The sequence below is a fragment of the Tepidiphilus olei genome (assembly GCF_006980705.1).
Lineage (GTDB): Bacteria > Pseudomonadota > Gammaproteobacteria > Burkholderiales > Rhodocyclaceae > Tepidiphilus > Tepidiphilus olei.
On record NZ_SBHO01000005.1, the window covers coordinates 1 to 24,136 of the forward strand.

General features: G+C 62.8%; 22 protein-coding genes and 1 rRNA gene. 15 read left to right on the forward strand and 8 right to left on the reverse strand.

The window, feature by feature from the left end; translation table 11 throughout:
- Positions 1 to 101: ribosomal RNA gene (gene rrf, locus EPD80_RS06585) — 5S ribosomal RNA — on the forward strand; the annotation flags it as partial.
- A 201-nt stretch (positions 102 to 302) separates the two neighbouring features.
- On the opposite strand, the gene EPD80_RS06590 is transcribed toward rrf, so the two are convergent.
- Both EPD80_RS06590 and ygfZ read right to left on the reverse strand, forming a co-directional pair.
- Positions 303 to 1,061, reverse strand: coding sequence for an NRDE family protein (locus tag EPD80_RS06590; protein ID WP_142810482.1), 759 nt, complete (start codon positions 1,059 to 1,061; stop codon positions 303 to 305).
- A 3-nt stretch (positions 1,062 to 1,064) separates the two neighbouring features.
- Complete coding sequence (ygfZ, locus tag EPD80_RS06595; protein WP_142810484.1) at positions 1,065 to 2,063, reverse strand: CAF17-like 4Fe-4S cluster assembly/insertion protein YgfZ; 999 nt, start codon at positions 2,061 to 2,063, stop codon at positions 1,065 to 1,067.
- Between the two features lie 244 nt (positions 2,064 to 2,307).
- Here ygfZ and mltG point away from each other — a divergent pair, with 244 nt between their 5' ends.
- Genes mltG through thrC form a run of 9 tightly spaced genes read left to right on the forward strand, consistent with a single transcriptional unit; the run spans position 2,308 to position 12,016 of the window.
- Positions 2,308 to 3,330: an endolytic transglycosylase MltG gene (gene mltG, locus EPD80_RS06600; RefSeq protein WP_142810486.1), complete on the forward strand. Its 1,023-nt coding sequence runs from the start codon at positions 2,308 to 2,310 to the stop codon at positions 3,328 to 3,330.
- A complete protein-coding gene (gene tmk / locus EPD80_RS06605; RefSeq protein WP_142810488.1) occupies positions 3,327 to 3,962 on the forward strand; it encodes a dTMP kinase in 636 nt (211 codons plus the stop codon). Before mltG ends, tmk begins: the two co-directional genes overlap by 4 nt.
- Positions 3,950 to 4,966, forward strand: coding sequence for a DNA polymerase III subunit delta' (locus EPD80_RS06610; RefSeq protein WP_142810490.1), 1,017 nt, complete (start codon positions 3,950 to 3,952; stop codon positions 4,964 to 4,966). The genes tmk and EPD80_RS06610 overlap by 13 nt, the downstream gene beginning before the upstream one ends.
- The gene (locus EPD80_RS06615; protein ID WP_221928892.1) at positions 4,963 to 5,346 is read left to right on the forward strand and encodes a PilZ domain-containing protein; all 384 of its coding nucleotides are present in this window, start codon (positions 4,963 to 4,965) and stop codon (positions 5,344 to 5,346) included. The genes EPD80_RS06610 and EPD80_RS06615 overlap by 4 nt, the downstream gene beginning before the upstream one ends.
- Positions 5,347 to 5,355: 9 nt before the next feature.
- On the forward strand, positions 5,356 to 6,141 hold the full coding sequence (locus EPD80_RS06620; protein ID WP_142810492.1) for a TatD family hydrolase: 786 nt from the start codon (positions 5,356 to 5,358) through the stop codon (positions 6,139 to 6,141).
- A 44-nt stretch (positions 6,142 to 6,185) separates the two neighbouring features.
- A complete protein-coding gene (locus EPD80_RS06625; RefSeq protein ID WP_169116445.1) occupies positions 6,186 to 6,848 on the forward strand; it encodes an ankyrin repeat domain-containing protein in 663 nt (220 codons plus the stop codon).
- A 27-nt stretch (positions 6,849 to 6,875) separates the two neighbouring features.
- A complete protein-coding gene (locus tag EPD80_RS06630) occupies positions 6,876 to 8,054 on the forward strand; it encodes a M20 aminoacylase family protein (RefSeq protein ID WP_142810496.1) in 1,179 nt (392 codons plus the stop codon).
- Positions 8,051 to 10,555 carry an ABC transporter permease gene (locus tag EPD80_RS06635; RefSeq protein ID WP_142810498.1) on the forward strand — a complete coding sequence of 835 codons (2,505 nt, stop codon included), beginning with the start codon at positions 8,051 to 8,053 and terminating at the stop codon, positions 10,553 to 10,555. The genes EPD80_RS06630 and EPD80_RS06635 overlap by 4 nt, the downstream gene beginning before the upstream one ends.
- A gap of 30 nt (positions 10,556 to 10,585) precedes the next feature.
- On the forward strand, positions 10,586 to 12,016 hold the full coding sequence (gene thrC / locus EPD80_RS06640) for a threonine synthase (RefSeq protein ID WP_142810500.1): 1,431 nt from the start codon (positions 10,586 to 10,588) through the stop codon (positions 12,014 to 12,016).
- 82 nt (positions 12,017 to 12,098) lie between these two features.
- Here the strand turns inward: thrC and nadC are convergent, their stop codons facing one another.
- A complete protein-coding gene (nadC, locus tag EPD80_RS06645) occupies positions 12,099 to 12,947 on the reverse strand; it encodes a carboxylating nicotinate-nucleotide diphosphorylase (RefSeq protein WP_142810502.1) in 849 nt (282 codons plus the stop codon).
- Positions 12,948 to 13,000: 53 nt separating this feature from the next.
- Between nadC and EPD80_RS06650 the strand changes: the two genes are divergently transcribed.
- Positions 13,001 to 13,678, forward strand: a complete 678-nt coding sequence (locus tag EPD80_RS06650) for a M48 family metallopeptidase (protein WP_185957732.1) — start codon at positions 13,001 to 13,003, stop codon at positions 13,676 to 13,678.
- A 12-nt stretch (positions 13,679 to 13,690) separates the two neighbouring features.
- Here EPD80_RS06650 and EPD80_RS06655 read toward each other — a convergent pair whose 3' ends face one another.
- The gene (locus EPD80_RS06655) at positions 13,691 to 14,380 is read right to left on the reverse strand and encodes an OmpA family protein (protein ID WP_221928893.1); all 690 of its coding nucleotides are present in this window, start codon (positions 14,378 to 14,380) and stop codon (positions 13,691 to 13,693) included.
- 19 nt (positions 14,381 to 14,399) lie between these two features.
- Positions 14,400 to 16,196, reverse strand: coding sequence for a bifunctional isocitrate dehydrogenase kinase/phosphatase (gene aceK / locus EPD80_RS06660; protein ID WP_142810506.1), 1,797 nt, complete (start codon positions 16,194 to 16,196; stop codon positions 14,400 to 14,402).
- A 345-nt stretch (positions 16,197 to 16,541) separates the two neighbouring features.
- On the opposite strand from aceK, the gene icd reads away from it, so the two are divergent.
- The 4 genes from icd to EPD80_RS06680 all read left to right on the forward strand — a co-directional run bounded on the left by icd (position 16,542) and on the right by EPD80_RS06680 (position 20,480).
- The gene (icd, locus tag EPD80_RS06665; RefSeq protein WP_142810508.1) at positions 16,542 to 17,786 is read left to right on the forward strand and encodes an NADP-dependent isocitrate dehydrogenase; all 1,245 of its coding nucleotides are present in this window, start codon (positions 16,542 to 16,544) and stop codon (positions 17,784 to 17,786) included.
- A gap of 161 nt (positions 17,787 to 17,947) precedes the next feature.
- Entirely contained in the window at positions 17,948 to 18,202 is a 255-nt protein-coding gene (locus tag EPD80_RS06670; RefSeq protein ID WP_116543469.1) for a DUF4212 domain-containing protein, read from the forward strand.
- A gap of 12 nt (positions 18,203 to 18,214) precedes the next feature.
- The gene (locus EPD80_RS06675) at positions 18,215 to 20,014 is read left to right on the forward strand and encodes a sodium:solute symporter family protein (protein WP_142810510.1); all 1,800 of its coding nucleotides are present in this window, start codon (positions 18,215 to 18,217) and stop codon (positions 20,012 to 20,014) included.
- A gap of 73 nt (positions 20,015 to 20,087) precedes the next feature.
- Entirely contained in the window at positions 20,088 to 20,480 is a 393-nt protein-coding gene (locus tag EPD80_RS06680; protein ID WP_142805195.1) for a hypothetical protein, read from the forward strand.
- Positions 20,481 to 20,499: 19 nt separating this feature from the next.
- Here the strand turns inward: EPD80_RS06680 and EPD80_RS06685 are convergent, their stop codons facing one another.
- The 3 genes from EPD80_RS06685 to aceB form a co-directional block, all read right to left on the reverse strand.
- Complete coding sequence (locus EPD80_RS06685; RefSeq protein WP_142810512.1) at positions 20,500 to 20,787, reverse strand: DUF4212 domain-containing protein; 288 nt, start codon at positions 20,785 to 20,787, stop codon at positions 20,500 to 20,502.
- Entirely contained in the window at positions 20,784 to 22,430 is a 1,647-nt protein-coding gene (locus tag EPD80_RS06690) for a hypothetical protein (RefSeq protein WP_221928894.1), read from the reverse strand. The genes EPD80_RS06685 and EPD80_RS06690 overlap by 4 nt, the downstream gene beginning before the upstream one ends.
- 103 nt (positions 22,431 to 22,533) lie before the next feature.
- Positions 22,534 to 24,135: a malate synthase A gene (aceB, locus tag EPD80_RS06695; protein ID WP_142810514.1), complete on the reverse strand. Its 1,602-nt coding sequence runs from the start codon at positions 24,133 to 24,135 to the stop codon at positions 22,534 to 22,536.
- Between the last annotated feature and the right edge of the window lies 1 nt (position 24,136).

A 24,136-nucleotide genomic window follows, 5' to 3' on the forward strand; every position in this document is an offset into this window, starting at 1 on the left:
CGCGCCGGCACCACGCCTTCCCATCCCGAACAGGACCGTGAAACGGCGCCGCGCCGATGATACTGGAGCTCCGCCTCCGGGAACGTAGGTCAGCGTCAGACATCCCCTACCCCGCACACCAAAACCCCCTGCCAAAACGGTAGGGGTTTTTGCGTCGACCCGGCGAGCACACAAAAAAACCCGCTGCAAGCGGGTTTTTTTGGTTCGTTGCTCTGGGGTCCGAAAAAGGAGCAGCCGCGCGTTCCCTTTATTCCCTGTCCGTTTCTGCGCTCTTGCTATGGTGAGTGCTTTCGGGGTTTGCGCTAAACACCGGGCAAATCGAAGCGTGCGCTAGAGGATGGATTCCCCGTTTCATCCCAGGTAATTTCCTCGACCTCTGTGTGCCCGTCGCGGTGCTGCAATACGAAGGTGCTGCATCGGGTACCGTATCCCGGCGCCTGCACGAAGATGGCGGACAAAGCTCGTTCCCAGTCGGCAGGGATACCGGTATCGGGCAGAAGATCATCTGGGGCGTGCGAACGGTCAGTGAGGAGCGTGATCAGCCCTTCCTGCGTCGGTCGGGGAAAAATCGCTTTCTCCAGCAGGGTTCGGGCGCGTTCTGCTTTGGGCCAGGGGGTGTTGAGCAAAGCGTTCGAGAGGACGTGCAGGCCGGGAGAAATCGGCCCGATACGACCGGTACGCGATTCCAGGATCGCTGCTTCGTCACGGTCGATCACGATCAGGTTGAACGGTGGGTAATCGTTCTTATGCTCCGCGATACGTTCGAGCACGTCCACGGGGGGGTCGTCGGCCATTGCCGCGGCCACGACGAGCTGCCCGCGGCTGGGAGCTCCGGCCCGGTGTTGCGTCGGGTCCCGGTAGTTGGTCAGCGCAGCCAACCGGCCGGTACGGCTGAGCGCGAGCCAAGTTCCTCCACCCGTGAGGTCTCGACCGGCAAGGAGCGGTAGGTCCGGCCACCAGTGCATGGGTTCGGCCGGGCGATCGAAGTATTCGTCGCGGTTGGCGGCAAGGATGAGGGAATACTCCGGATGTACTTGCCAGGCGAAGGCGATGAGGCACATGGTTCAATCCAGTGAATAGGGGAGCGACAGGATTTCAGCCTGTGCGCCTTCGGGTGATCCGAGATGCACTTCACCCGATTCAGCCGCCTCGCGTTGGAGTACGGCGAGCAGCTCGAACCCCCCTTCGGGGCGGAGCGCCGAAAGCACGACGCGTCCAGCCCCTTGTCGCCCAAAGACTGGAGAAAAGCACTCGTCTCCCGCCTGCGGGGGCGAGCCTTCGGCAGCACCGAGTCGGTACATCCGCTTCTTGACGCGCCCGAGATAGTGTGTGCGCGTCACGATTTCTTGTCCGGGATAGCAGCCTTTGGTGAAGCTCACTGCGCCGAGGCGATCCAAGTTGATCCATTGTGGCAGAAATTCTTCCTGGTTGACGGGAAGCAACCACGGCAGGCCGTGGCGTATGAGTGCAAGGCGCCAGTGAACGGTGCCGCCGGGAGCGTGCCGTTCGGTGAGTCGGGTGGTGAAATGCTCCGGGGCTTCCTGTGCGGGGAGGAAATCGAGTACGAAGTCGGGCCCCAGATGGAGAAAACGGCGCTCACCGACCGTTTCGAGCACGGGCGGCAGGAATGGCGCCTGCGGAGTGCAGGAGGGGAGTCTGGCGATGGTGACCAACCCGTCTTCGTATGTGAAGTCGACTTTGCTGCGCAATCGGTAACGAAGGAGCGTGGTGCGCAATGGTTCGGCGAGCGATGCCTCGAGTATCAAAAAGAAGCGTTCCGCCGCGTCTCGCCATAGGAGCACGAGGGCTAGGGTTCGTCCTTTGGGGGTGAGCAGCGCTGCCCAGCGCGCTTCGCCGCCGATGGAGAGGGATTTTATGTCTTGGGTCAGGAGGTTGTGCAGTAGGCTGGCGGCATCTGGACCTTCTGCGCGCAGTACGGCCAGGTTGGGTAACGGCACGATGTACGGAGGTTGCGCCGCTGCATTCGGTGGGATCGACTCGTCCGCTTCGATTCGGTAACCCAGATCGATGAGGTGTGTGAAGAACGTGCTGGGGATGGGCATGGGGAACGGCGTGTATGTGGGTTTGTCGTGTGTACATTATAGGGCGCTCCGAATAACCTACTGCGCGGCCGTATGCCGGGGTGGCGTGGTGCTTGCTTGCTCACCTATCGAGGAGGTATGTCCGGCATCCTGCGTTCCGGGCACCTTGCCCTGCATTCGCTCGCTACGGTTTTTCGTGGTGCCCCTATAAAATCGTGATTGTTACTTTGTGCCGGGCGCACGGCGTGGCTTTGGAGTCGGGAACATGACTGTGGAAAAAGGTGGCAGAAGGCGTTGGCTCTGGGGTGGGCTCCTTGCCTTTGCCGTGCTTTTTGCCGTGGTGGCGGCGACTGCATGGTGGGTGTACGTGCGACCTTTGCCGCTGGCTGCCTCCTCGCTGGAAGTGGAGGTGCCGCGCGGCGCATCCGCTTTGGAGGCAGGGCGTCATCTGGCGCGCCAGGGAGTCGGTGTGGAGCCGTATGCCTTCTATCTTCTGGCGCGCTTTTCTGGGGGAGGGCCGATCATTGCGGGCTATTATCGAGTGGAGCATGGGCTGACGATGTCGGCCTTGCTCGACTTGCTGCGCCGAGGTGAGCGTATCCTGGAGACCATCACCATCGTCGAGGGCTGGACTTTGGCCCAGATGCGTAGTGCGATCGATCGTCATCCCTGGGTGGAAAAAACCTTGGTCGGCGTGGACGAGCAGACTTTACTTTCCGCGATTGGTGCGGAAGAAGCCTTGCCCGAAGGGCTCTTCTTCCCCGATACCTATGTGTTCGATCGCAAGACTACGGATTTGGTGCTCTACCGAATGGCATATCGTAAGATGCAAGAGGAGCTGTTGGCGGCGTGGCAGGCGCGTGATCCGGAGTTGCCGCTGGCTTCGCCCTATGAGCTGCTCATCCTGGCGTCCATCATCGAAAAAGAGACGGGGAGGTCGGACGAGCGGGGCAAGGTGGCTTCGGTCTTCGTCAACCGCTTGCGCCGCAACATGCCGCTGCAGACCGATCCGACCGTGATCTACGGTATGGGCGATTCATTCGAAGGGAAATTGTTGCGACGCCATCTGCGGGAGGATCATTCCTACAATACCTATACTCGCGGTGGTTTGCCTCCTTCGCCAATTTGTCTCCCGGGGCGAGAGTCACTGTGGGCGGCGGCAAGGCCGGAAAAGACCGATTTCTTTTATTTCGTGGCGCGCGGCGATGGGTCGAGCGAGTTTTCGCGTACGCTCGAAGAACACAACCGCGCGGTGGCCCGCTGGCGGAGAGGACGGAGCGCACCATGAGGGAATCCGTGGCGCGCGTACCTTTCATCACGTTTGAGGGAATCGACGGGGCGGGGAAGTCCACCCAGATCGAGGCCTTGTGCCTATTTTTGCAGCAGCGAGGTACGTCTTTCGAGCGCACGCGTGAGCCGGGTGGCACGCCGCTCGGTGAGCGTTTGCGCGAGGTGGTTCTGTCGGAATCGATGACCCCGGAGACCGAGCTCCTAGTAATGTTCGCTGCTCGTCACGAGCATCTCCATGCGCGGATTTTTCCGGCGCTCTCGGCTGGACGTTGGGTGGTCTGTGATCGCTTCGCCGACGCTTCTTATGCCTATCAGGTGGGGGGGCGAGGCGTAGACGCGGGGCGGTTTGCCCTCATCGAGCGCTGGGTGCTGGGGGGAGTACGCCCGGATCTGACTTTTCTCTTCGATCTCGACCCGGCCGTGGCAGCTAGGCGGCTCGCTCAGACCGGGGCGCGAGGTCGTGACCGTTTCGAACGGCTCGACGAGGCGTTTTTTGCCCGGGTGCGTGCTGCTTATCTCGAACGGGCGGGACGCGAGCCTCAACGTTTCGTCGTGCTCGATGCGACCGATTCGCCCGAGGTGTTGTCGCGACGAGTGATTGCGGAGGTGCAACATCGATGGCCGAGTTGATGCCTTGGCTCGAACCGTTCTACCGTCGTTTCGTGGCGGCGATGCGGGGCGGTCAAGCGCCTCAGGCGCTCATTCTCGGCGGACCGGCCGGGGTGGGCAAGCAGCGCCTAGCGGAAGTGCTTGGCGCTCGCTGGTTGTGTGAGCGGCAGCCCGAGTCGGGGGATGCGCCCTGTGGTCAGTGCCGCGCTTGTCGCCTGCTGCTGGCCGGCGGGCACCCACGGTCCTGGCGGCTCGTGCCTGCTGCTGAAGAGGGGAACGAAGGCAGGCAGATCACGATCGAACGGATCCGGGAGGTGCAAGAAGGTTTGAGCTTGGCCGAAACCGGGCGCCGGGTGGTGACGATCATGCCGGCGGAGGCAATGAACCGGTTCACCGCCAATGCCTTACTCAAGGTCTTGGAGGAGCCCCCGGCAGAGGTATTATTTTTATTGGTGACGGATGTCCCGCAAGCCTTGCTGCCGACGGTGCGGAGTCGCTGCCAGCTTTGGTGGATCGTGCCGCCATCGCGGGAGGTAGCGCTGCTCTGGCTCCAGACCCAAAAGGACGGAGATCAGGCCGTGAGTCTGCTCGATCTTGCCGGTGGGGCGCCACTGGCCGCCTTGCGTTGGGCACGCGCAGGCTGGGGAGAGTGGTTCGAACGGTTTCTCGGCGAGGTCGGGGGAGCGGCGCCGCAGGCACCTCTGGTCTGGGCGGCGGGGCTGGAGTCCTGGCTCAAGTCGAAGGAGACTCGGGACAGCGGCTTCGATCTGGATGCGTGGATGGATTGGTGGTTGCGCTGGTTGCACGATTTGGCTCGAATCGCGGCTGGCGCCAAGGCATGTTATTTTCCTCGCTCCGAGGCGCGGTTGCGCGCTCTCGCGCGACACGCTTCTTTGCGTGCATGGATCGCATTGGAAACCAGGGTCAGGGCGCGTGCGCAATGGGTGCGACATCCGCTCAACTTACGCCTCTATCTCGAGGAAGTTTTGACGGCTTACGCCGAAACGCTTGGAGCGAAACGATGATGCAGGAGAATGGACCGCGTACCGATGGACCGAATACCGAGGTCAGACCCACGGTCTTGTCGCTGAACGTGGCCAACGTCAGTGCCTTGTACGCGGCTTTCATGCCTTTTTTGCGGCGTGGTGGCGTGTTCGTGCCGACGACCAAGCACTACGATCTGGGAGACGAGGTATTTCTTTTGCTGCAATTGCCCGACGAGACCGAGCGTTTTTCGGTGTCTGGCTCGGTGGTGTGGATCACTCCCTCGGGGGTTCCCGGCAACCGGGTGCAAGGAATCGGCGTGCATTTCGCCGAATCGGAGTCCTCTGAGCAGTTGCGCGTGCGTATCGAGCGCAAGCTGGGTGCTTTGCTCGGCTCTGGCCGTACCACACATACTTTGTAAAGGGAAGCGATGTCCTTTCTGGTCGATTCGCATTGTCATCTCGATTTTCCTGGGCTGGCCGAACGTCTGCCGGAAGTGCTGGCGAACATGGATGCGCTCGGTGTGGGCTGGGCCTTGTGCATTGGTGTGACCCTGGAGGATTTTCCCAAGGTCTTGACGGTCGCGCGCAGCGACGATCGGCTGTGGGCGAGCGTCGGCGTGCATCCCGATCACGAAGGGGGTGAGGAGCCGACGCTGGAGCGACTCGTCGAGCTCGCGGCCGATTCCAAGGTCATCGGCATCGGGGAGACGGGGCTAGACTATTATCGGCTCACCGATCGTCCCGAGTGGCAGCGCGAGCGCTTTCGTACCCATCTGCGGGCGGCGCGTGCCTGCGGCAAGCCGGTCATCGTACACACACGCGCCGCGGCCGAAGATACCCTGATGATCCTGCGCGAGGAAGGGGTCGAGGCCGTCGGCGGAGTGATGCACTGCTTCACCGAATCGCTCGAGGTGGCACGCGCGGCGCTCGATTTGGGGATGTATATTTCCTTTTCCGGCATTCTCACTTTCAAGAACGCCGCGGCGCTGCGCGAAGTGGCCGCGTACGTTCCCGAGGATCGCATCCTCGTGGAGACCGATGCACCGTATCTCGCGCCGGTGCCGCATCGAGGCAAGACGAACGAGCCGGCTTACGTGCGTTTCGTGGCCGAGTGCCTCGCCCAGGTGCGCGGCGTGTCGTTCGAGCGCATCGCTGAGCGCACCACCGAGAATTTTTTCCGCCTCTTTTTCGGGACAAGGAACTCTGCCCAATGAGCGATACTTCGAGAAAATATTTCATGGCCATGACGAGCCCGAGGATGATGGTTCTGGCCTTTGTTTTGAGCTGGGGCATCACCGCGGCTCGGGCGTCCGACCTCGTCGAGGACACCGAGTTCGCCGTACAAAACGGCGACACGGCCACGATGCAGAAACTCCTCGCCAAAGGGATCGATCCGAACACCACCGATGCACAGGGGAATCCGCTCTTGAGCCTTGCTGCTGCCAATGGCGACGAAGCGATGGTGGAGCTGCTGCTGCGAGCGGGCGCTTCTCCCAATCGGCGCAACCTCCTCGGGGAGACGCCTGCGATGAGGGCAGCCCTCAAAGGAAACGCCAAAGTGTTGCAGCGTTTGATCGACGCCGGCGCCATCATCGACCACGCGGGCTGGACGCCTTTGCATTATGCGGCGCTCGGGGGGAATGTGGAGTGTGTCGAAGTTCTGCTGCGTGCCAAGGCCGACGTGAATGCCCCCGCGCCCAACGGGAGCACGGCCTTGATGTTGGCGGCACGCAATGGTCACGTGGACGTGGTCAAGCGTTTGCTCGCTGCTGGAGCGGACACCGAGAGACGCAACGAGGATGGGCGCACGGCAGTGATCTGGGCGCTCGAGAAACGGCAGACCGAAGCGGCCGAGCTCATCGAGAATGCTCGACGTGCCAAGGGCTTGCCGCCAACCAAGGTGCAGCTCGTGATCGAGTGAAGGGGTTCTCGAGGCTGGGAGGGGGCGATGGAGGCAAGACGATGGTTGGTGCGGGCGCAGTCCCGCGAACGGGTGTGGCGTGAATGGCGGCACGAGTTGCACGCACATCCGGAGCTGGCTTACGAGGAACGGCGTACCGCTGCTTTCGTCGCCGAACGTTTGCGCTCCTTCGGGCTCGATCCGGTCGAAGGTTTGGCGGAGACGGGGGTGGTCGCGGTGCTCGAGGGGCGAAGGGGCGAGGGGCCGATGATCGCACTGCGTGCCGACATGGATGCACTGCCCATCCCCGAGGCCAATACCTTTGCGCATGCTTCGCGCGAGCCGGGCAAAATGCATGCATGCGGCCATGACGGTCATACGGCCATGCTCCTTGCCGCTGCGGAATTGCTCGCTGCTGATCCGGCGTTTGCAGGGACCGTGGTTTTCGTTTTCCAGCCCGCAGAAGAGGGGGGAGGAGGGGCGAAGCGCATGGTCGAAGAGGGATTCTTCGAGCGCTATCCCGTGCGCGAGATCTATGGCATGCACAACTGGCCAGGATTGCCGGTGGGTCAATTCGCAGTGCACTCCGGTCCGGTGATGGCCGGTACCGAGCGTTTTCGCATCGTCTTGCGCGGACGCGGAACGCATGCAGCCATGCCGCATTTGGGTGATGACGTCATCGCCGCAGGGGCGGCGCTCGTGCAGTCCTTGCAGACGGTGGTGAGCCGTCGGGTGGATCCGCTGCAGGCGGCGGTGTTGTCGGTGACGCAATTCCATGCCGGGCATGCCTTCAACGTGATCCCCGCGGAGGCGGAGCTCGCCGGGACCGTGCGCGCCTTCTCTCCGGAGCTTTTCTCCCGCATCCGCGAGGCGATCGAGCGCATCGGGCAGGGGGTGGCATCGGCTTACGGCCTTTCTTTGGACGTCGAGTGGGACGAAGGTTATCCACCCACGATCAATACTGCTTCTGCGGCGGCCCGCTGCGCCGAGGCCGCAGTGGCGCTCGTCGGGGCGCAGAACGTGTGCCGTGAAGCGCCGCCGTCGATGGGCGCGGAGGATTTCGCTTTCTTTTTGCAACACCGCCCCGGGGCCTATGTCTGGATCGGCAACGGTCCGGGCGAGGGAGGGTGCCTCTTGCATAGTCCTCATTACGACTTCAACGACGAACTCTTGTCTTTGGGAGCGGCCTATTGGGCCACGCTCGTCACCCATGTGCTCTCGGCATGAGTAGGCGAGTCACACTACACCTGCTGCGGCGGGATCTGCGTACGCCGGCGTTTGCCGCTATCATTGCGGCGCTGGCTCTCGCCGTGGCTGCCGTGGGCAGCGTTCTGTGGCTCAACGATCGCCTGGGACGTGCGTTGCTGCAGGAAGCGGGAGCTTGGCTCGGCGCCGATGCCATGATCACCGCCAATCGCCCCTTGCGAGCCGAGCTTCTTGCTTGGCTCGAGGAATATCCTGAGATCGAGCAGGCCCAGAGCGTGGCCATGGCATCGATCCTGCGCGTGGGCGAGCGCTGGCAATTGTCTTCTCTGCGGGCCATTCCTCCTCGTTATCCCCTGCGTGGGCAGTTCGTGCTGAGGCGTAGCGCCGAGGGGGGACGGGAAGAAACTTTACAAGGGGGTCCGGCACCAGGAGAGGTGTGGGTCGATGAGTCGCTCGCCGGGCTACTCGGCGTCGGTCCCGGCGACGAGGTCCGGGTGGGGCGCCTCTCCTTGCGCGTCTCTGCCATCGTGCGCCTCAATCCGGAACATGGGGGAAATTTTCTCGATCTGTTGCCCGAATCCTGGATCAGCCTCGCCGACTTGCCGGCTAGTGGTCTCCTCGGGCCTGGCGTGCGGGCTCAGTGGCGTGTTCATTTGAGTGGCCCCGAGTCGGTGCTACGTCGCGTGGCACGAGAGGCAACGGCGCGTTTGACCAAGGGTGAGGAGTTCGTCTCGCTCGAAGACGCTCAGCCGGCAGTGAAGACTTTACTCGAGCAGACGCAGCGTTTCCTACGTCTGGCGGTGTTGGCGGCGACGGCTCTCGCCGCCGTCGCCGTGGGACTGGCAACTCGCCGCTTCGTGCGCGATCGGCTCGATACCGCCGCCTTGCTGCGTTGTTTGGGGGCGAGCCGTTACCGGGTGGCGGCGATCGTGCTCGGAGAGTTCGCCGCAGCGATCGTGCTCGCTCTCCTGCTCGGGGCAGTGCTGGGATTACTCGCGCAGCAGGGGTTCGCTTCGCTCGCTGCACGGGTGATGGAGACTTCCAGTCTTCCCGCGCTGCGGTGGTGGGCTGCGTGGCCGGCGGCTCTGCTCGCCCTCCTGCTCGCCTTCGGATTTGCCGTGCCTCAGCTCGTGGCGCTCGCGCAGGTGACACCGCTAGCCGTACTGCGGCGCAACCTGGGGGGCTGGCGTGGTGGAGTGCTCGCTACGGCCGCGTGTGGGGCGTTCGCACTTTTTGCGCTCACGGTCTTGCTCGCGGGTGAGGTGCGATTGGCTGTCGGTGTCTTTGGTGGATTGATTCTGGGCTTCGTCCTGCTGCTGGGCGTGGGATCGGCCGGGTTTGCGGCCTTCAGACGTTTTTCTGAGGGGGCGGTGGTTCCGCTGCGGCTCGCCTGGCGAGCGCTCGGCAACCAGAAAGGGCTTGCCGCCCTGCAGGCCAGTGCGCTTGCTTTGGGCTTGGCAGCGTTGTGGCTGTTGGCCATCGTGCGTGGCGACCTGTTGGAATCCTGGCGTTTCAGAATTCCTCCGGATGCCTCCAATCGTTTTCTCCTCAACGTGCAGGCCGATCAGGTGGAAGGGGTGCGTGCCTCGTTTGTCGAGGCGGGGTTCGACGAGCCGCGTTTCTGGCCCATGGTGGGGGGCGCCCGCTTGGTTGCGATCGATGCAGTGCCGGTGAGCGACGAGTCTTTCACGGACGCGCGCGCGCAGCGGTTGATGCGGCGAGAATTCAACTTGAGCCATGGGCTGACCTTGCCCGAAGACAACCGCGTGGTGGCCGGGCGCTGGCACGGTGAGCCCGGCGCGCCGGAGAACGCGCTTTCGGTCGAGGAGAGTCTGGCTCAGACCTTCGGCCTGCAGTTGGGGAGCCGCTTGCGTTTCGTCATCGACCTGCAGGAGGTCGAGGGCGTCGTAACCAGCATCCGGCGACTGCGTTGGGAGTCGATGAACGTCAATTTCTTCATCATTACCCATCCGTCTCTGCTTGAATCATTCCCTGCCTCTTGGCTGACGAGCTACCGCTTGCCGCCAGGCCGGGAAGCGTTCGAGCGGACTTTGCTCGAGCGTTTTCCCAACGTCACCGTGATCGATGTCGGTCGCATCCGCGAGCAGTTCGAACGCATGAGCGACCAGGTGGCTGCGCTGTTGCAGGCGGTATTTTCTTTCACCTTGGGGACGGGCGCGCTGGTGTTGGCGGTAGGCTGGATGCTGGGACAGGAGGAGCGGCTCCAGCGTGTGGCCATCCTGCGGGCGTTGGGGGCGCGGCGCCGACAGATCCTCGCCACGCTCGCGCTCGAGTTCGCCACGCTCGGTGCTGTGGGGGCGCTGGTTTCGGTCGTTTTGAGCGCGGGGGTAGGTCTGTGGCTCGCGGCTTCGGTCTTCCGCCTGGAAGTGGCGCTCAGCTGGGGGGTGCTCGCCGCAGCGGGGGGGCTTGCCGTACTTGGGGTGGTCGCCGTAGGAATGGCCACCGTGCAGCCACTGCTGCGTCGCCCGCCCCTCGAGGCTCTGCGCGCGAGCGTCGTATAATCGCGGCTATCGTTCGATCTCGAGGTGGCCGTGGAGTACTTGTCGACGCGTGGGCAGGCGCCCGTACTGAAGTTTTCCGAAATTTTGCTGGAAGGGCTCGCCGCCGACGGCGGGCTCTACGTGCCGGCGCAGTATCCCCACATTGCTTCCGCGGAGCTCGCGCGCCTGTCGCGCCTGCCTTATGGGGAACTCGCCTGGGAGCTGCTGCGTCGTTACATCGACGATATCGCCGAGGACGAGCTCGCCCGGTTGGTGGTGCGCACCTACACCGCAACGCGCTACCCCTTCGCCCGTCATCCGGCGCGCGCCGCGCGCATCACGCCGCTCACCTGGTTGGAAGAGAGGCGTTTCGGGATCCTCGAGCTCTCCAATGGCCCCACGCTCGCCTTCAAGGACATGGCCCTGCAGCTGCTGGGCGAGCTTTTCGAGCATGTGCTCGAGCGCCGCGATGAGCGCTTGAACATCCTTGGCGCTACCTCGGGCGATACCGGCTCGGCCGCCGAATACGCCATGCGTGGGCGCGAGCGCGTGCAGGTCTTCATGCTCTCGCCGGCCGGGCGCATGAGCCCGTTCCAGCGCGCGCAGATGTATTCGCTGCAGGAACCGAACATCCACAACCTCGCCGTCGAGGGGACCTTCGACGATGCCCAGGACATCGTCAAGGCGGTGAGCCAGGATGCCGAGTTCAAGCGCCGTCACCGCATCGGCGCGGTCAATTCGATCAACTGGGCGCGCATCGCCGCGCAGGTGGTCTATTACTTCGCCGGTTACTTCCAGGCGGTCGATCGCGTGGGCGAGCCGGTGGCTTTCGCTGTGCCCAGCGGCAACTTCGGCAACATCCTCGCCGGGCACATTGCCCGCCAGATGGGGCTACCCATCGGGCGCCTGATTTTGGCCACCAACGAGAACGACGTGCTCGACGAGTTCTTCCGCACCGGCGTCTATCGCCCGCGCGCATCGAGCGAGACGTTTGCCACGTCCAGCCCGTCGATGGACATCTCCAAGGCCTCGAACTTCGAGCGCTTCGTTTTCGATCTGGTTGGGCGCGATCCAGAGGCGCTGCGCCGGCTGTGGCGGGCTCTGGAGACCCAGGGGCACTTCGATCTCGAGGGCACGCCGTATTGGGCGCGCTTGCCGGAATTCGGCTTCGTCTCCGGGCGCAGCACGCACGCCGACCGGATCGCGACCATCCGCGACGTCTGGACGCGCCACCGGGTGCTCATCGATCCGCACACGGCCGATGCGGTGACGGTGGCGCGGCGTGCCGGTATCGAGGACATGCCAGTGGTCGTGCTCGAGACGGCACAGGCGGCGAAGTTTGCCGAGACGCTGCGCGAGGCGGTGGGATTCGAGCCGCCGCGCCCGGCCGAGCTCGCCGATCTGGAGCAGCGGCCGCAGCGCGTGACGCGCTTGCCGGCCGATGTGCAACAGGTGAAGGACTATATCGCGGCGCATGCCTGAGGACGCGTGATTCGATCTGCCGCGCTTGGCGATCGTGGAGGGGCTTGGGCTGACAGCCCTCCTTGAGGGTTCAGGTCCGCACTCAGGCTTCGAGCAGGCGCAGCGACAGATCCACGGCCCGCACGTCCTTGGTGAGCTTGCCCACCGAGATGCGGTCGACGCCCGTCTCGGCGATCGCCCGCACCCGGTCGAGGTCGACGCCGCCGGAGACTTCGAGTTCGGCGCGACCGGCGTTGATCCACACGGCCTCCTTCATCTGCTCGAGCGTCATGTTGTCGAGCAGGATCATCTGCGCCCCGGCTTCCAGCGCCTCGGCGAGTTCGTCGAGCGTCTCCACCTCCACCTGGATGAAGGCATGCGCCGCCCCCAGCGCCTGGGCCCGCGCGAGTGCCTGGCGGATGCCGCCGGCGGCGATGATGTGGTTCTCCTTGATGAGGATGCCGTCGTAGAGCCCCAGCCGGTGGTTAGTGCCGCCGCCCACGTGCACGGCGTATTTCTGCGCCAGACGCAAGCTCGGCACCGTCTTGCGCGTGTCGACGATGCGGGCCCGCGTGCCTTCGACCGCGCGTACGTAGGCGCGCGTGGTGGTGGCCGTACCGGAGAGCAGTTGCAGGAAGTTGAGCGCCGTACGCTCGGCGGTGAGCAGCGCCCGGGCGTTCGCCTCCACTTCACACAGTGTTTGGTCGGGCGCGACTTCCGCTCCTTCGGCAGCGTGCCAAGTGACCCTCGCCGAAGGGTCGAGTACACGCAGCGTCGCCTCGAACCAGGGTTGGCCGCATAGGACTGCCGCTTCCCGGCTGATGACGCGGGCGCGCACACGCGTTTCGGCTTCGATCAGGCGAGCGGTGAGATCGCCCGTACCGACGTCCTCGGCGAGCGCCTGGGCGACGTTGCGCTGGACTTCGATGCGCAGGGCTTCGGTGAAGAGCATGATGACGACCTCGTAGGGTGGCGTGGACTGGGGCTATGGTAGCATCGCTGACCATGAAAGCCGAAACCGGATTCCTGGAGGTCGACGGGGAAGTCGTGGAGGTGCGGCGCAAGCCCATCCGCCACTGGCATCTTCGCGTCGTGCCGCCCGACGGACGTTTGCGCGTGTCCATCCCCTTGCATGCCGACGGGGAGGCGGTATCGGCCTGGATACGGGGAAAATCGGCTTGGGTGCAAAAACAGCGATCGCACTTGCGCCGAGCGTCGGCAGACCGGGCTTGGCTCTTCGGCGTGCCCTATCCCCTGAGGATCGTTTCGGGCGGATCCGATGATGCGTCGGTTCTTTTCAGCGAACGGGAGGGTTTCCTGGTGCGGGGCGTCGGGAACCGGGAGAGCGCATGGAAGCTTTTGCGTGCCTGGCAAGGGGAACGGCTCGCAAGGTTTCTGGAATCGTTGGTGCCTCAGTGGCAAGAGCGGATGCAGGCTCCTTCCATTCGGTGGCGCATCCGTCCCTGTAAAACCATCTGGGGAAGTTGTACTCGGGCCACGAGGCGTTTGACGTTCAACCTCTATCTGGCCGAGCGCTCGTCCGAGCTCATCGAATACGTGGTCGTCCATGAGCTCGCCCATCTGTTCCATGCGCACCACGGCCCGGCGTTCTGGACCCTGGTGGCGCGCTACCTGCCGGATTGGCAACAGCGGCGTAGCGCGCTCAGACGGCCCCTGGGCTGAATCTTCGGCCGGTCAGCCTCGACCCTGCTGATCCACGATGGGTACGAGCAAAATCTCCACACGGCGGTTCTTGGCCCGACCCTCGGGGGTGCGGTTGTCGGCGATGGGTCGGGTAGCGCCGAATCCCACGGTCTGGATGCGATTGGTCGGCACGCCGCGCTGGATGAGGTAGCTCGCCACTGCCTGGGCGCGGTTCTCCGACAGCGTCTGGTTGAAGGCCGCCGAGCCGGTGGAGTCGGTGTGCCCTTCGATGCGCACGATGGTGTTCGGATACTGCTGCAGGCTCTGGGCGAGCTGGTCGAGCACGCCCATGAACTGCGGCTGCAGGGTGGCGCTACCCGTTTGGAACGTGATGGCCTCGGGGGCTTGCAGGCGGATCGTATCGCCCTGACGCTGGATTTCGACGCCAGTGCTGGCCATTTGGCGGCGCAGCTCCGCTTCCTGCTGGTCCATTTGTCGGCCGATGAGGCCGCCTACGGTGGCGCCCACCGCGGCGCCGATGAGCGTGCCACCGGTTTTGGCATTGTCGCTGGCAACGGCCCTGCCGACTACGCCGCCTGCTACGGCGCCGATGGTGGCGCCGGTGGCGGTCTTCGCATGCTCGCCGCGGTAGGGGTTCTCGGCACAAGCCGTGAGCAGCACCGTGGCGCCGAGCAGGAGGAGGGGAAATCTCGTCTCGTTCATGGCAGTTCGTTCCATCATGATTTTTTGCCATTTTACATCATGGGATCTCGACGGCGGTTCGGGGTAACGAAGGCTTTCGCCGTTTCGGTGGGTAGAGATTGCAGAAACGTAACTCCTCGCCGTAGGGGAAGAAATCCTCCACCAACCCGGCGCGGATGCGTCGTTGTACTTCCTGCCAGAATTGGGGCGTGAGCAGGTCACGGTGGTATTTGAGGAAGGCTTTGCGGATGCGCGGATCGCCCAGGAGGAAGGTGGCGAACTCTTCGGGAAAGACGTCGAGCGGCCCGGCGCTGTACCAGGCTTCGCTCGAGAACTCCATCTCGGGATGAGGCGCCGGCGGGATGGCGCGGAAATTGACGTCGGTCATGTACTCGATCTCGTCGTAGTCGTAGAACACGACGCGACCATAGCGGGTGATGCCGAAGTTCTTCCATAGCATGTCGCCGGGGAAGATGTTGGCGATGGCCATCTCGCGGATTGCATTGCCGTATTCGCGCACCGCATGTTCGAGCGTCTCCTCGTCGGCATTTTCTAGATGCAGATTGAGCGGTGTCATGCGCCGTTCGATGTAGAGATGTTTGATCACGATCTGGTCGCCCTCGATCTCGAAGGAGGAGGAGGCCACCGTACGCAGCTCTTCGAGCAGCTCCGGCGAGAAACGGGCCAACGGCAGGGCCACCTGGGAGAATTCCAGGGTGTCGGCCATGCGACCGACCCGATCGACGCGTTTGACCATGAGATATTTCTGCCGCACCGTCTCGCGGTCGATGTTCTTGCTGCTGCCGAAGACGTCCTTGATGATCTTGAAGACGTAAGGGAAAGAGGGTAGGGTGAAGACGAGCATCACCATCCCCTTGATGCCGGGGGCGATGATGAAGTGGTCGTTCGAGTGGCGCAGATGGGCGATGAGATCGCGGAAGAACATCGTCTTACCCTGCTTGCCCAGCCCCAGCATGGTGTAGAGCTCGGAGCGCGGTTTGTTGGGCATGATGGAACGCAGGAAATTGACATAGCCCGAAGGCACTTCCATGTCGACGAGGAAGTAGGCGCGCGACAGCGAAAAGAGCACCGAGATGCGCCAGGCTTCGAGCAGGATGGCGTCGACCACCAGCATGCCCGATTTGCCGTGGCGCACGGCCACCGCGAAGGGGTATTCCTGGTGCCCATTGATCGCCTTGCCGATGACGTAGGCGGTCTTGTTGCGGTAGAAGGCGGAGTAGAGCACCTGGATTTGCGCGTTGACTTCCGGTGCCGGCCAGCGTCCGCCCAGATGGCGTTTGACGGTGCGCAGGATATGGACGACGTCGCGGTCCAGATGCTCGAAAGGCCGTTGCCAGTCGAAATCTTCGAGGATGCGCCGGATGGTGCGTCGCAGCCCCTCTTCCTTGGGATAGTAACTGGTATAGACGGGCGGGTAGGATTCGATGTATTCAGTGGAGATCGCCGGGCGGGCGAAAATGTATTGATTGTTGAAGTAGCTGCGATGCAGGATTTTCGTCGTCACCGAATTGAAGAAGGTCTCGGCGAGTTCCGGTTGCTTGTGTTCGAGCAAATGGCCGATGTAGTGCAGCTTCACTTGCTGCCAGATCGCATCGTCGAGGTTGGCGATGTCGAACGCGCGGCGCAGGCGCTCGACGGTCTCCTCGACGCGCCGGTCGTAGAATTCCACGCGCTCTCGTACCGCTTCGAGCAACTTGGACCAGTCTCCGGCTTCGAACAGTTCTTTTGCTCGTCCCGAGGTGGCGCGGAAGATTCGATAATGACGATCAAACCCCTCGATCATCATCTGGGCCATGGTCTCGGCGATACGTTCGGGCGGTAGAGGGTACTGCATCGCGTCTACTCCTCGTCTTGGAAGGACGACAACGGGATGTCTCGAAAAATCGCCGCGAGCCTTCATGGGGCAGGGCAGCGTGAATGCGTGGGATGCGATCCCGGTCGAATCGACGCACGGGCACCCGGCCATCACACCCTGCCATGCAGCTGCGCGGGTCGTTGTTCGAAGTGTTCGATGATACCTTGCGGCTGAGGGAGCTGGGGCGGCGTTCTTTCGGATCGTGGAATTTTATTGGATAATACGAAACGGTGGCGCCCTGGGGCGCTGGAAGATGCGGGGCGGAGGCTGCGGGTGAGCTGCGGCCGTCGCATGCCCGCGATGATGACATCAGGGAGAATGACCGTGAGCGAGTCCAAGATCGAGGTACCTGCGGGTGGCCAGAAAATCGTATTGGGGCAGCCCATCCCCGACAATCCCATCGTGCCTTACATCGAAGGCGATGGCATCGGGATCGACATTACGCCGGTGATGATGAAGGTCATCGACGCGGCCGTCGAAAAGGCTTACGGCGGCAAGCGCAAGATCCACTGGATGGAAGTCTACGCCGGCGAGAAAGCCACGCGCGTCTATGGGCCCGACCAGTGGTTGCCGGAAGAAACGCTCGCGGCGCTCAAGGAATTCGCCGTTTCCATCAAGGGGCCGATGACCACGCCAGTGGGCGGCGGCATCCGCTCGCTCAACGTGGCGCTGCGCCAGGAGATGGATCTCTATCAATGCATCCGTCCGGTGCGCTACTTCAACGGCGTGCCTTCGCCGGTCAAGCGTCCCGAGCTCGTCGACATGGTGATCTTCCGTGAGAATACGGAGGACATCTACGCCGGCATCGAATGGCCGGCCCAGTCCGACGGTGCGCGCAAGGTGATCGACTTCCTGCAGAACGAAATGGGCGTGAAGAAAATCCGTTTCCCCGAAACCTCGGGAATCGGGATCAAGCCCGTGTCGATCGAGGGCACCACACGCCTGGTGCGTGCGGCGATCCAGTACGCCATCGACAACGACCGCAAGTCGGTGACCCTCGTGCACAAGGGCAACATCATGAAGTTCACCGAAGGGCTCTTCCGTGACGTGGGCTACCGCGTGGCTCAGGAGCAGTTCGGCGCCCAGCCGATCGACGGCGGCCCATGGTGCAAGTTCACCAACCCGAAAACGGGGCGCGAGATCGTGGTCAAGGACGCGATCGCCGATGCCTTCCTGCAGCAGATCCTGCTGCGTCCGGCCGAATACGACGTGATCGCCACGCTCAATCTCAACGGCGACTACATTTCGGACGCGCTGGCGGCGCAGGTGGGCGGCATCGGCATCGCCCCGGGGGCGAACGTCGGCGACCTGTACGCCGTGTTCGAAGCCACGCACGGCACGGCGCCGAAGTACGCCGGCCTCGACAAGGTGAACCCCGGCTCGCTCATCCTCTCGGCCGAAATGATGCTGCGCTTCTTCGACTGGAAAGAAGCGGCGGATCTGGTCATCAAGGCGATGGAGCGTACCATCCAAGACAAGATCGTTACGTACGACTTCGCCCGGCTCATGGAAGGAGCCACCGAAGTGAGCTGTTCCGGCTTCGGCGAGGCGATGATCGCCCGCATGTGATCCTGGCTTCGTGTGCAGCACAGAAGAAAACCCGCCGCAAGGCGGGTTTTTTTCTGTAAGTTCTATGTAAGCGGATATTTATACGATTGATGGTGTCGGGGTGGCATTGATGCCCGGGCTCGACACTCTTTTGCTACCGAAGAGGATGAAGGAGATGGAAAATGAATAAATCGCCGCAAGCTTACTGGTCGGCGACCCTGCGATTGATCTCGATCGTCCTGGTCGTCTGGTTCATCGTGTCTTACCTCGCGGGAATCATCCTGGCGCCCGCGCTCAACTCGATCCATCTCGGCGGCTATCCGCTCGGGTTCTGGTTCGCCCATCAAGGATCGATGTACGTCTTCGTCGCATTGATCTTCTACTACGCCTACGCGATGGACAAGATCGATCGCGAATTCGACGTGCACGAAGAATAAGGAGCGACGATCATGTCCGTGCAAGCTTGGATTTACTTGATGGTGGGACTGTCGTTCTCGCTGTACATCGGCATTGCGATCTGGAGCCGGGCGGGATCGACGGCCGAGTACTATGTCGCCGGAGGCCAGGTCAATCCCGTGATGAACGGCATGGCCACTGCCGCCGACTGGATGAGCGCCGCTTCGTTCATCTCCATGGCCGGCATCATTTCGACCATGGGCTATGGTGGAGCCTTGTTCCTCATGGGCTGGACCGGGGGCTACGTGTTGCTGGCGATGCTGCTCGCTCCCTACCTGCGCAAGTTCGGCAAATTCACGGTGCCGCAGTTCATTGGCGACCGGTTTTATTCGAAGAGCGCAGCGGTGGTGGCGGTGATCTGCCTGTTGGTGGCCTCGATCACCTATATCATCGGCCAGATGACCGGCGTCGGCGTGGCTTTTTCGCGCTTCCTCAACGTATCGAACGAAGTCGGTATCTACGTCGGGATGGCGATCGTCTTCATGTACGCCGTGTTCGGCGGCATGAAAGGGATCACCTACACCCAGGTGGCCCAGTATGTCGTGCTGATCATCGCCTACACGGTTCCGGCGATCTTCATCTCGCTGATGCTCACCGGCAATCCGATCCCGCAGCTCGGCCTTGGCTCCAAGCTCGCTGGCAGTGATCTGTATCTGCTCGAGCGGCTCGACCAGATCGTCACCGACCTGGGCTTTGGCAAGTACACCACGTCGGTGCCGGGCAGCTATCTCAACATGTTCATGTACACCCTGTCGTTGATGATCGGGACGGCGGGTTTGCCGCACGTGATCATGCGATTCTTCACGGTGCCGAAAGTGCGTGACGCGCGCATGTCTGCGGGTTGGGCGCTGGTGTTCATCGCCATTCTCTACACTACTGCTCCGGCGGTGGCGGCGATGGCGCGCTACAACCTCTTGGCCACCGTCTACCCGGCCGCGCTGGAGAACAAGCCGCTAGTGGCTCCGGATCAGGGCATTCGCTACGACGAGCGCCCAGACTGGTTCAAGCGCTGGGAGCAGACGGGTCTGCTGAAATTCTCGGACAAGAACGGGGACGGGCGTATCCAGCACTACAACGACAAGAACGCCGCGCTTCAGGCGAAAGCCGAGCAGGTGGGCTGGAAAGGCAACGAGCTGGACGTCAATGCCGACATCATCGTCATGGCCAACCCGGAGATCGCCATGCTGCCTGGCTGGGTGATTGGTCTGGTGGCGGCAGGGGCGCTCGCAGCGGCCCTCTCGACGGCGGCGGGCTTGCTACTGGCGATCTCTTCGGCGATCTCGCACGATCTGGTCAAGGGGGTGTTCAAACCGGATCTCGACGAGAAAGGTGAACTGCTCGCCGGACGGATCGCGATGGTGGTGGCCATCCTCGTGGCGGGGTATCTCGGGCTCAATCCTCCAGGCTTTGCGGCCGGGACCGTGGCCCTTGCCTTCGGGATTGCGGCATCCTCGCTCTTCCCCGCGATCATGATGGGTATTTTCTCCAAGAAGATGAACAAGGAAGGGGCGATCGCCGGCATGCTCGTCGGTCTGTTCGTCACCCTCTTCTACGTGTTCGCGCACAAAGGCATCTTCTTCATCAAGGGGACCGAATACCTCGGGTTGATCGGTGGGGCGAACAGCTTCTTCGGGATTACGCCGGAAGCCTTTGGTTCGGTCGGAGCCATCGTGAACTTCATCGTCGCTTTCATCGTCGATAAATTCACCAAAGAGCCTCCGGCGCATATCCAGGAGCTGGTCGAGAACGTCCGCGTCCCTCGCGGGTCCCAAGTGATCAAGGGCGCCCACTGAGTACGAGCGGGTCTTGACCCCAAAATCCGCCGGCCCAATCGAGGGCCGGCGGTCTTGCTTGAAGGAGGATCCCATGGCGGACGTCCACGTCGTCGTGAGTTTGGTGCTGAATTGGATATTGTTTTTGTCGCTGTTTCCGCTTTCTTTCATTTGGTTGAGGCGGGCGTTTCGTATCCTGTTTCTCAAGGATTTTTCCGAAGTCGCCTTACGGCGAGGTGAGCCTCCGCCCAATCCGGAGAAGTATGCGCCTTATACGGCCGTGATCAACCTCGTGGCCGGAGGCATTCTGGTTTATGTCATCTTCGGGGTCATCGCCGTGGGCATGCCTTTCGGCACCTGGACCGCGATCGCGGGTACCACCCTCTGGATGAAACTCTTCTTCGATTTTGCCTTGGCGCGACAGGCGCACTGGCAGGTCAAACCGCGTAAGGGTGGGCAGGAGCGCAACCCCTCACAGACGGTATAGTCTCTGCACGCTTTTGGTATCAGCCGTCATTCCGTTCGCCCCAGTGGCGAACTTGCCGTTCCCATCGGTTGGTGAGTAGTGCATAGACGGTGGCGATCGCGGTGAACAGTATCAAGGATACCGTCGAGAGCAGGAGAAAGCCGAGCGGGACCCCGCCGATGAGAAGCGTGTTGAGCTCCTCGGCATACCACACTACGCCGAGATTGAAGGCGAACCACAGGGCGAGTAGCGCCAGCGTGAGCCGACGGGTACGCTGCCAGTACCATCGAGCCGCATTTTGGCGGTCGTCGTGCTCGGATGCGTTCATTGGGCTTGCAGCCGCACACTACGACGGACGTGATACACGGTGGCCAAGGGCGCGATCAGGCCAATGGCGATCACGGCCGTGAGCAGCATTCCCAGTTGGGAATAATCGGCCGGCACGAGGATGGTGCCGTCGGGGGCGCGTACTTCCCGCGTGACCACGAAAAGGGTGTTGAGATACTTCGTTCCGAGTTCGGACGCCGAGAGCGCCAGATTGGTGAACGAGGCCATCACGGCGAAGAAGGTCGCCTTGAGATGCTGGGGGGCCGAGTGCGCGATCCAGGCGAGCATGGGAACCATCGATACCTGCCCCAAGGGAGATTCCACGGCGGTGTTGACGATGGCGATGAAACGGGCATCGACCACGCCGTTCGTCATCTGGCTCGTCCATTCGTGCAGGCCGTGGTACATCCCCAGATAGGGCAAGGAAAGCAGGGCGCCGATCACCGAAAGGATCACCACGATGTCGAGAATGGAGTGCTCGGCCATGAAGCGGCGGAAAATGAACAGTCCAGCCAGGGTGAGCACCGAACCGATCAAGGAGAGCTTGGCGAGGAAGGACTGATCGAAGCCGAGCTCGTCGATCATCCACCAGGTGAGTCCGGGGCCGGCGGTGGGCGTAGCGCGAAAGACGAAGATTACGAGCGCAGTGCCGGCGAGCGTTCGCCGTGCGTTGGGGCTGAGTTCGCCCATGAGGCGGCGCATGAGGAAGAGGATCACGGCCAACGAGCCGACGAAAATCACTTCCTGATTGCCGGGAAAATCGAGTAACCCCATCGAGAGGGTGAATACGACGAAGATGAGGCTGCCCCACAAGAGCGGCCAGTTGGGTGCAGGGGCTTCCGTACCGAACTCCGGCCATAAGACCGGATCAAGCCCGAGTCGTGCATGACGACGCCGCTCGAGCCGGCGCAGCAGTGAAGCCAGCATGACGCCGGAAACGGACACGAGGGGGATCAGGAGCGCCAACTCATAGATACGTGCATACAGGGGGGCTTTTTCCTCGATCGACAGGGCTTCACTGCCGGAGAAGACGAGGACGTTGGCAATCGACACCAACACGCCGCCACCGAGGATGGCGATGCGCCCCAGCGTCTGCAGCGTGGTGTGCATGAGCTTGATTTGCGCCTCGGGTAACGGTTCGCCGTTCTCGTCGCGCGTGGGGACGGCTTCGACCGTCATGGCGTCGGCCACCACGTCTTGCAGGACGTAGCCGAGCGGGGCGAGCAACACCGAGAGAACGTACCAGTAGGAGACGGGCCACAGCGCTGCCATCGCATCGCGTTGGCTCGTGAGGCCAATCATGATGAGCATGCTTGCGGCGATCAGGGCGGCACCCAACCAGACGAAGAACGCCTTGCGGTGCCAGAAGAGATCGACGAGGTGTCCCAGGGGCATCTTCAGCGCCCACGGAATACCCGCCCAAAAACCGAGCGCGGCAAGGAAAGCCGCGGAGAGGTCGAGGTATTCCTTGACGAAAAACGTACCGGCAATGCCGGTGAGCCCCGAGATGCCCGCCGCGAGGTAGACCATCAGCGGCGGGAGAAAACTCCAGCGCCATTCGCGGGCGAGCTCGATGACGTCGTCTTGCCACCAGCGGCGCAGGGCTAGGAGCAAGCGCAAGGGCAGCACGGGACGGGTCGTCATGCCGAATCATCCTTTGGCGCAAGGAAGCGCGCCGCCCCGCGGGCAGCGGGGCGGTCCAAGTCCGTACGATCCTTCCCGGGGAAGAAACACACCGTGGGAAGGATCAGGGCAGCTCTTCGTAGAGGGGCAGCGTGAGGAATTCCGGGAATTCCTCGGTGAGCGCCATCTTCTCGAAGATCTTCGCCGCCTTGTCGTAGTTGGCGGTGTCTTCCCCTTGTGCCGTGACTTCCGCCTTGACTTTGGCGAGCTCTTCGGGGATGAGCGAGCGCACCAGATCCACCGTGACCTTGCGCCCGTCTTCCAGCACGCCTTTGGGGCTGTAGATCCACTGCCAGACCTGGGCGCGGGCGATCTCGGCGGTGGCGGCGTCTTCCATCAGGTTGTGGATCGCCACGGCGCCGTTGCCGCCCAGCCAGGAGCCAAGATAATGGATGGCCACGTTGATGTTGTTGCGCAGCCCCCCCTCGGTGATGGGTTTCTCCGGCTGGAAATTGAGGAAGTCGCGCGCGGTGAAGGTCTCGTCGCGCTGCTTGTCCCACTGGTTGGGATGATCGCCCAGCACCGCCTTGAATTCTTCCATGGCCACGTCGACCAGGCCGGGGTGGGCCACCCAGCCGCCGTCGAATCCGTCGTTGGCATCGCGCCGCTTGTCGTGGCGCACGCCGGCCAGCGCCCGCTCGTTCGCTTCCGGATCGTTCTTGATCGGGATGAGCGCGCTCATGCCGCCGATGGCCGGCGCGCCGCGTTTGTGGCAAGCCTTGACGAGCGCGAGCGCATAGGAGCGCATGAAGGGGACTTCCATGGTGATGCGGGCGCGGTCGGCCAGGCAGAAGTCCTTGTCCTTGCGGAACTTCTTGATGCAGGAAAAGATGTAATCCCAGCGCCCGGCGTTGAGCCCGGCGGAGTGGTCGCGCAGCTCATAGAGGATCTCTTCCATCTCGAACGTGGCGAGGATCGTCTCGATGAGCACCGTGGCCTTGATGGTGCCGCGCGGCAGACCCAGTTCGTCCTGGGCGAAGCAGAAGACGTCGTTCCACAGGCGCGCTTCCAGGTGACTTTCGAGCTTGGGCAGATAGTAGAAGGGGCCTTGGCCGCGCGCGAGCTGCTCCTTGGCATTGTGGTAGAAGGCGAGGCCGAAGTCGAAGAGCGAGCCGGAGAGGCGCTGTCCGTCGACGGTGACGTGTTTTTCATCGAGATGCCAGCCGCGCGGACGGATCTGCAGCACGGCGATCTTGTCGGCGAGCTTGTATTCCTTGCCGTTTTCGGCCACGAAGTCGATTTTGCGGCGGATGGCGTCGTAGACGTTGATCTGCCCCTGCACCTGATTGAACCAGTTGGGGCTGTTGGAATCCTCGAAGTCGGTCATGTAGCTGTCCGCCCCCGAGTTGAAGGCGTTGATGACCATCTTGCGGTCGGCGGCCGGGCCGGTGATTTCGACACGACGGCATTCGAGCGCCTTGGGCAGCGGCGCGATTTTCCACTCGCCCTCGCGCACGGCGCGCGTCTCGGGCAGGAAGTCGGGTTTCTCGCCGGCGTCGATACGTGCCTGGCGTTCATTGCGCGCGCGCAGCAGCTCCTGGCGGCGGGGTTCGAAACGGCGGTGGAGCTTGGCGACGAACTCGAGCGCCTCGGGCGTGAGGATCTCGTCGAAACGGGGATGGAGCGGTGCGTGCAGTTGCACGCCTTGGGGCAAGGCGATGGTCATG

What these genes read in the sequence shown, in the direction of transcription:
- aceK (WP_142810506.1), bottom strand. Translation starts at nt 16,196, where the DNA reads ATGCAGTACCCTCTACCGCCCGAACGTATCGCCGAGACCATGGCCCAG.
- nadC (WP_142810502.1), bottom strand. Translation starts at nt 12,947, where the DNA reads ATGCTCTTCACCGAAGCCCTGCGCATCGAAGTCCAGCGCAACGTCGCC.
- EPD80_RS06590 (WP_142810482.1), bottom strand. Translation starts at nt 1,061, where the DNA reads ATGTGCCTCATCGCCTTCGCCTGGCAAGTACATCCGGAGTATTCCCTC.
- tmk (WP_142810488.1), top strand. Translation starts at nt 3,327, where the DNA reads ATGAGGGAATCCGTGGCGCGCGTACCTTTCATCACGTTTGAGGGAATC.
- EPD80_RS06610 (WP_142810490.1), top strand. Translation starts at nt 3,950, where the DNA reads ATGGCCGAGTTGATGCCTTGGCTCGAACCGTTCTACCGTCGTTTCGTG.
- EPD80_RS06625 (WP_169116445.1), top strand. Translation starts at nt 6,186, where the DNA reads ATGATGGTTCTGGCCTTTGTTTTGAGCTGGGGCATCACCGCGGCTCGG.
- aceB (WP_142810514.1), bottom strand. Translation starts at nt 24,135, where the DNA reads ATGACCATCGCCTTGCCCCAAGGCGTGCAACTGCACGCACCGCTCCAT.
- EPD80_RS06675 (WP_142810510.1), top strand. Translation starts at nt 18,215, where the DNA reads ATGTCCGTGCAAGCTTGGATTTACTTGATGGTGGGACTGTCGTTCTCG.
- EPD80_RS06615 (WP_221928892.1), top strand. Translation starts at nt 4,963, where the DNA reads ATGATGCAGGAGAATGGACCGCGTACCGATGGACCGAATACCGAGGTC.
- mltG (WP_142810486.1), top strand. Translation starts at nt 2,308, where the DNA reads ATGACTGTGGAAAAAGGTGGCAGAAGGCGTTGGCTCTGGGGTGGGCTC.
- EPD80_RS06650 (WP_185957732.1), top strand. Translation starts at nt 13,001, where the DNA reads ATGAAAGCCGAAACCGGATTCCTGGAGGTCGACGGGGAAGTCGTGGAG.
- EPD80_RS06685 (WP_142810512.1), bottom strand. Translation starts at nt 20,787, where the DNA reads ATGAACGCATCCGAGCACGACGACCGCCAAAATGCGGCTCGATGGTAC.
- EPD80_RS06635 (WP_142810498.1), top strand. Translation starts at nt 8,051, where the DNA reads ATGAGTAGGCGAGTCACACTACACCTGCTGCGGCGGGATCTGCGTACG.
- EPD80_RS06655 (WP_221928893.1), bottom strand. Translation starts at nt 14,380, where the DNA reads ATGATGGAACGAACTGCCATGAACGAGACGAGATTTCCCCTCCTCCTG.
- EPD80_RS06690 (WP_221928894.1), bottom strand. Translation starts at nt 22,430, where the DNA reads ATGACGACCCGTCCCGTGCTGCCCTTGCGCTTGCTCCTAGCCCTGCGC.
- EPD80_RS06620 (WP_142810492.1), top strand. Translation starts at nt 5,356, where the DNA reads ATGTCCTTTCTGGTCGATTCGCATTGTCATCTCGATTTTCCTGGGCTG.
- EPD80_RS06630 (WP_142810496.1), top strand. Translation starts at nt 6,876, where the DNA reads ATGGAGGCAAGACGATGGTTGGTGCGGGCGCAGTCCCGCGAACGGGTG.
- EPD80_RS06670 (WP_116543469.1), top strand. Translation starts at nt 17,948, where the DNA reads ATGAATAAATCGCCGCAAGCTTACTGGTCGGCGACCCTGCGATTGATC.
- EPD80_RS06680 (WP_142805195.1), top strand. Translation starts at nt 20,088, where the DNA reads ATGGCGGACGTCCACGTCGTCGTGAGTTTGGTGCTGAATTGGATATTG.
- ygfZ (WP_142810484.1), bottom strand. Translation starts at nt 2,063, where the DNA reads ATGCCCATCCCCAGCACGTTCTTCACACACCTCATCGATCTGGGTTAC.